The organism is Streptomyces torulosus (assembly GCF_001419765.1).
Lineage (GTDB): Bacteria > Actinomycetota > Actinomycetes > Streptomycetales > Streptomycetaceae > Streptomyces > Streptomyces torulosus.
In genome coordinates this window covers 1-5,749 of record NZ_LIRK01000530.1, presented here as the reverse complement: position 1 = coordinate 5,749, position 5,749 = coordinate 1, and the positions used below count along the sequence as shown (strand labels likewise).

Sequence of the window (5,749 nt, the reverse complement as noted above, 5' to 3'; positions counted from 1 at the left end):
CCATGACCGTCACCACCGCCGGACCCGCGTCCGCCACCGAGGACCTGCTGCCTTTCCGCGACCCCGGCTTCCGTGCGGACCCGTACCCGTACTACGCGCGGCTGCGGGAGGAGCACCCCGTCTACCGGCATCCGCTCGGCCTGTACGTCGTCTCCCGTTACGAGGACGTCGCCCGGCTGATCCGCAACCCCAGCCTGAGCGTGCAGCAGCTCGACTTCGGGCCGGCCGACCCGATCCACCACACCATGCTCGGCAAGGACGCCCCCGACCACACGCGGCTGCGGAGGATCACCAACCGCTGGTTCACGCCCAAGGCCGTCGAGGAGTGGTCCCAGGTGATGCGCGCCTCCGTGGAGGCCGTGCTCGACGAGGTCGAGAAGGGCGACGGCACCCTGGACGCGGCCGACGGCCTCTCCCTGAAGTGCACCTTCGAGACCACCTGCCACATCTTCGGCATCGAGTCGACCGAGATGGACACCATCCAGCGCAAGACCTACGAGATCGGGCTGAGCCTCGGTCCCGGCGGCAACGACGAGGAGGCCCGCGCCACCACGGAGGCGTTCGCCTGGTTCGCCGACCACATCCGCCGCCTCGTCGCCGACAAGCGGGCCCACCCCGGCGAGGGACTGATCGACGCCTTCATCGCCGCGCAGGACGAGGGCAAGATGACCGAGGAAGAGGTCGTCAACACCATCTTCCTGTTCTTCGCCGTGGGCCATCTCGACGTCAAGCATCTGATCAACCACGGCATCTGGCTGATGACGCAGCGGCCCGAGCTGTTCGCCGCCTACCGGGACGAGCCGGAGGCGCGGCCGGGCATCATCAACGAGATCCTGCGGATCGACACGCCCGAGTCCATGGTGGTGCGTCTGACCACGCAGGACACGGTCATCGGCGACACCACCGTGCCGGCAGGAGAGGCGCTGGCCCTGCTCATCGCCTCCGCCAACCGCGACGCAGAGGTCTTCGCCGACCCCGACACCTTCGACCACACCCGCCCCCTCGCCGCCAGCCAGCACCTGGCCTTCGGCTCCGGCATGCACGGCTGTGCCGGCCAGGTCCTGGCGCGCGCGGAGGCCGACATCGTCTTCAGCTCGATCGTCAACCGGTTCTCCGGCGTCGAGCTCGCGGGTGAGCCGGCCTACGCCCACACCGAGTTCCTGCGCACGATCACCCACCTCCCCGTCCGTTTCCTCTGATCCCCGACCCTTTCGAGAGACAGGAGCCGTCATGAAGGTTGAAGTCGACCTCAAGAAGTGCCAGGACCACGGACAGTGCGTGTACGCGGCCCCCGACCTGTTCGCCCTGGACGACGAGGGACGCCTGACCCTGCGGTCGGAGGCCACCGACGTCTACGTGGCCGACGTGGACGAGGCAAGCGCCGAGGAGCTGTACGAGGCCGCCGAGGTCTGTCCGCTGCAGGCCATCACGGTGCACGAGTAGACGGGAACAAGGCATGTCACCGATGGCGTCCGGGCCACCGGAGAACGACCCTGGCGACAGCGGTCTGACCGTAGGTCCGCCCAAGGACTACGCGGCCGGCATCCCGGCCGTCGTACAGTCGCTGCGGCACGGCGGCCGCCAGATGGGCGCCAAACGGACCCTGCTGACCCTGCTGAGCGTCAACCAGAAGACCGGGTTCGACTGCCCCGGCTGCGCATGGCCGGAGGGCGACCACCGGCACGCCGCCGAGTTCTGCGAGAACGGCGCCAAGGCGGTGGCCGAGGAGGCCACACTGCGCCGCGTCACCCCGGCCTTCTTCGCCGAGCACACCGTGGCGGAGCTGCTGGAGCGCAGCGACTACTGGCTGGGCCAGCAGGGCAGGCTCACCCACCCCATGTACCTGGCACCCGGGGCGCGGCACTACACGCCGGTGACCTGGGAACAGGCGTACGACATCGTGGCCGGGGAACTGGCCGCGCTGGACTCGCCGGACGAGGCGTCCTTCTACACCTCGGGGCGTACCAGCAACGAGGCGGCGTTCGTCTACCAGCTCCTCGTCCGCGCGCTGGGCACCAACAACCTGCCGGACTGCTCGAACATGTGCCACGAGTCCTCCGGCGTGGCGCTGGTCGAGACCATCGGGATCGGCAAGGGCAGCGTCTCCCTCGACGACCTGCACCAGGCGGACCTGGTCCTCGTCGTGGGCCAGAACCCCGGTACGAACCATCCCCGCATGCTCTCCGCCCTGGAGCGGACGAAGAGGGGCGGCGGCCACGTCGTGGCGGTGAACCCGCTGCCCGAGGCCGGCCTGATGCGCTTCAGGAACCCGCAGCGGCCCTCGGGGATGCTCGGTCGGGGCACCGCGCTGGCGGACGAGTTCGCGCAGATCCGCCTCGGCGGTGATCTCGCCCTGTTCCGGGCCCTGAACCGGCTTCTGCTGGAGGCCGAGGACCGCGTCCCGGGCACGGTGGTGGACCGTGCGTTCGTCGAGGAACACACGGACGGGTTCGAGGAGTTCGCGGCCGACGTGCGCGCCACGTCCTGGGCGGACGTCCTGGAGGCCACGGGCCTGGAGCGCGAACAGATCGAGCGGATCCACCAGCGGGTGCTGAAGGCCCGGAAGATCGTGGTGTGCTGGGCGATGGGCCTGACCCAGCACAAGCACTCCGTACCGACCATCCGCGAGGTGGTCAACTTCCTCCTCCTGCGCGGCAACATCGGCCGCCCCGGCGCCGGGGTCTGCCCGGTGCGCGGCCACTCCAACGTCCAGGGCGACCGCACCATGGGCATCTACGAGAAGCCCGCGGACGACTTCCTGGACGCGCTGGAGAAGGAATTCGGTCTCGCCATGCCCCGTCACCACGGGCTGGACGTCGTCGACACCATCCGCGCCATGCGGGACGGCAGGGTGAAGGTCTTCCTCGCCATGGGCGGCAACTTCGTCTCGGCCACCCCGGACACCGCCGTCACCGAGCAGGCCCTGCGCCGTACGGCCCTGACGGTGCAGGTCTCCACCAAGCTCAACCGCTCCCACCTGGTCACGGGTCGCCAAGCGCTCATCCTTCCCACGCTCGGCCGCACCGAGACCGACCTGCGCGGTGGTGGACCGCAGTTCGTCACCGTCGAGGACTCGATGAGTTCGGTGCACGCCTCCCGGGGCACGCTGGCGCCGGCGTCGCCCGAACTGCGCTCGGAGACGGCGATCGTCTGCGAACTGGCCGAGCGGGTTTTCACCGCGCGCGGTGAGCCGCCACCCGTCCCCTGGCGGGCCATGGCGGAGGACTACGACCTGATCCGCGACCGCATCGCCCGGGTCGTCCCCGGCTTCGAGGACTTCAACCGGCGCGTACGCCATCCGGGCGGGTTCGTCCTGCCGCACGGGCCGCGGGACGACCGGCACTTCCCGACCGCGACCGGCAAGGCCCGCTTCACCGTCAATCCGATGACCGTCCTACGTGTGCCCGAGGGACGGCTCCTCCTGCAGACGATCCGCTCCCACGACCAGTACAACACCACCCTCTACGGACTCGACGACCGCTACCGCGGCATCCAGGGCGGACGCCGGGTGGTCTTCGTCCATCCCGGCGACCTGGCTGCTCTCCAGCTGGCCGACGCCGACCGGGTCGACCTGGTCGGCGAGTACCCCGACGGCGCCGAACGCGTGGCGCCCGACTTCCGCGTCGTGTCCTACCCGACCGCCCGCGGCTGCTGCGCCGCGTACTTCCCCGAGACCAACGTCCTGGTACCCCTGGACAGCACCGCCGACCTCAGCAACACCCCCACGTCGAAGTCGGTCGTCGTACGACTCGTACGCCGGGACGCGGCCGACCGGCCCGCCGCCTGAGTCACGGTCCTGCAAAAGACCTCCGCGTCCACGGAAGGATCTTTCGCAGCCCCTTGCCAAACGGATAGTTCCAGCCCACCATGAGGCAACTCGTTTGGCTCAAAACAATCTCTCATTCCTCCCCGTCCCCGGCAGGTGCATTCGAGTGGACAGTCAGACCGCGATTCCCAGACAAACCGACCATGATGTATCCATGGCAGGGAAGCTCAAGCCCGATTCTCTCGGTGTCCTGGGCATCCTCTTCTTCGTTCTCTCCGCCCAGGCGCCGCTGACGGGCATCGCGGGGGCCGTGCCCATCGCCGTCGCCATCGGCAACGGCGCGGGCGCTCCCGCCGCCTACCTCGCGGCCGGCGTCGTCATCCTGCTGTTCTCCGTCGGATTCGTCGCCATGGGCCGCCATGTCGTGGACGCCGGAGCCTTCTACACCTACATCGGCAAGGGGCTCGGCCGCCCGACCGGTTCTGGCAGCGCCGGGGTCGCCCTCTTCGCCTACTGCGCCGTCCAGGCCGCCATGTACGGGCTGTACGGCGCCACGGTGAGCGGCCTGGTCGAGCACTACTCGGGCGCTCGTGTGGCCTGGTGGGTGTGGGCCCTGGTCACCATGGTGATCGTGCAGGTCCTCGGCGCCTCCGGCATCGAGATGGGCGCCAAGATCCTCGCCGTCTTCGTCCTGGCGGAGTTCAGCATCCTGATCGCCTTCGCCCTCGTGACCTTCTTCAAGGGTGGTGGGCCCGAGGGGCTCGGCTTCACAGACAGCTTCTCGCCGTCCGCCGCGCTCGAGGGCGCTCCTGGTGTGGCGCTGATGTTCGCCGTGGCGTCCATGTTCGGCTTCGAGGCCACCGCCATCTACGGCGAGGAAGCGCGCGAGCCCCGCAAGACCGTCCCCCGGGCCACCTACCTGTCGGTCGCGGTGATCACGGGCTTCTTCGCCTTCACCTCGTGGATGCTGGTTTCCGCTCACGGCGCGTCCCAGGTGACGGGCGACGCGGGCAAGGCGCTGGAGAGCGGCGACGCGGCAAGCTTCGTCTTCGCGCCGATCACCGCCCTGTTCGGCGGCTGGACGGGCGACGTGCTGCCGATCCTGCTGGCCACCTCCCTCTTCGCGGGCATCCTGGCCTTCCACAACTCCGCCAACCGCTATCTGTTCTCCCTCGGCCGCGAGGGCCTTCTGCCCCACGGCCTGACCGTGATCAACCGGCGCCACTCGCCCTGGGTCGCGGGCACGGTGCAGACCGGGATCTCCCTGCTGCTGGTCTTGCCCTTCGCGATCTTCGGCAAGGACCCCGTGCTGACCCTCTTCTCCTGGTTCAGCGGGGTCGCCGTCCTCGGCATCATGCTGCTGTACTTCCTGACCTCGGTCTCGGTCGTCGTGTTCTTCCGCCGCTCGCGCGCCGACACCCGCCCCTGGAACACCCTGATCGCCCCCGTACTGGGCGCACTCGGCATCGCGGGTGCCATCTGGCTCATCATCGCCAACTTCACGACGCTCATCGGCGGTGACCAGACGACGGCCATATGGCTCCAGATCACCGTTCCGGCGGTGCTGGTCCTCGGCATCGTCGGCGCCCGGCTGACGCGGGCCCGGGCGGAGACCACCGGCTGAACACCGCCACCCCCGCCGATACGGCCGGAGCCCACGCCCCGGCCGTATCCGGCCTTTGCCGAACCGCGTGAGTCGTTTGTCATCGCATGAGAGGGAGAGGGAGAGCGCGTGCTGAACGCCACCCACGAGGAACTGCTGCGCCGCGCCAAGGAACTCGATCCGCCCACGCAGCACCACATCGACGGCAGGAGCGAAGCCGGTGACGGCGGATCGTTCGCCGTGGTCTCCCCACGCGACGGTCAGTGCCTGGTCCGGGTGGCCGACGCGCGGGAGGCCGAGGTCGATCTCGCCGTCGGGGCGGCGCGTCGCGCCTTCGACACAGGACCGTGGCCGCACCTGGCGCCCGGCGACCGGGGCCG

General features: G+C 69.5%; 5 protein-coding genes. All 5 read left to right on the top strand.

The window, feature by feature from the left end:
- The coding region (locus tag AOK23_RS32165) for a cytochrome P450 (protein WP_055716084.1) at positions 1-1,199 on the top strand (1,199 nt) is incomplete at its 5' end.
- 31 nt (positions 1,200-1,230) lie between these two features.
- Positions 1,231-1,443, top strand: coding sequence for a ferredoxin (locus AOK23_RS32160; RefSeq protein WP_055716083.1), 213 nt, complete (start codon positions 1,231-1,233; stop codon positions 1,441-1,443).
- Between the two features lie 22 nt (positions 1,444-1,465).
- Positions 1,466-3,787, top strand: a complete 2,322-nt coding sequence (locus AOK23_RS32155; RefSeq protein WP_055716085.1) for an FdhF/YdeP family oxidoreductase — start codon at positions 1,466-1,468, stop codon at positions 3,785-3,787.
- Positions 3,788-3,932: 145 nt separating this feature from the next.
- Positions 3,933-5,390: an APC family permease gene (locus tag AOK23_RS32150; RefSeq protein WP_055716082.1), complete on the top strand. Its 1,458-nt coding sequence runs from the start codon at positions 3,933-3,935 to the stop codon at positions 5,388-5,390.
- A 108-nt stretch (positions 5,391-5,498) separates the two neighbouring features.
- The coding region (locus AOK23_RS32145) for an aldehyde dehydrogenase family protein (protein WP_157878219.1) at positions 5,499-5,749 on the top strand (251 nt) is incomplete at its 3' end.

Excerpts from the sequence above, each read along its gene's own strand:
- AOK23_RS32160 (WP_055716083.1), top strand. The coding sequence starts at position 1,231 with ATGAAGGTTGAAGTCGACCTCAAGAAGTGCCAGGACCACGGACAGTGC.
- AOK23_RS32155 (WP_055716085.1), top strand. The coding sequence starts at position 1,466 with ATGGCGTCCGGGCCACCGGAGAACGACCCTGGCGACAGCGGTCTGACC.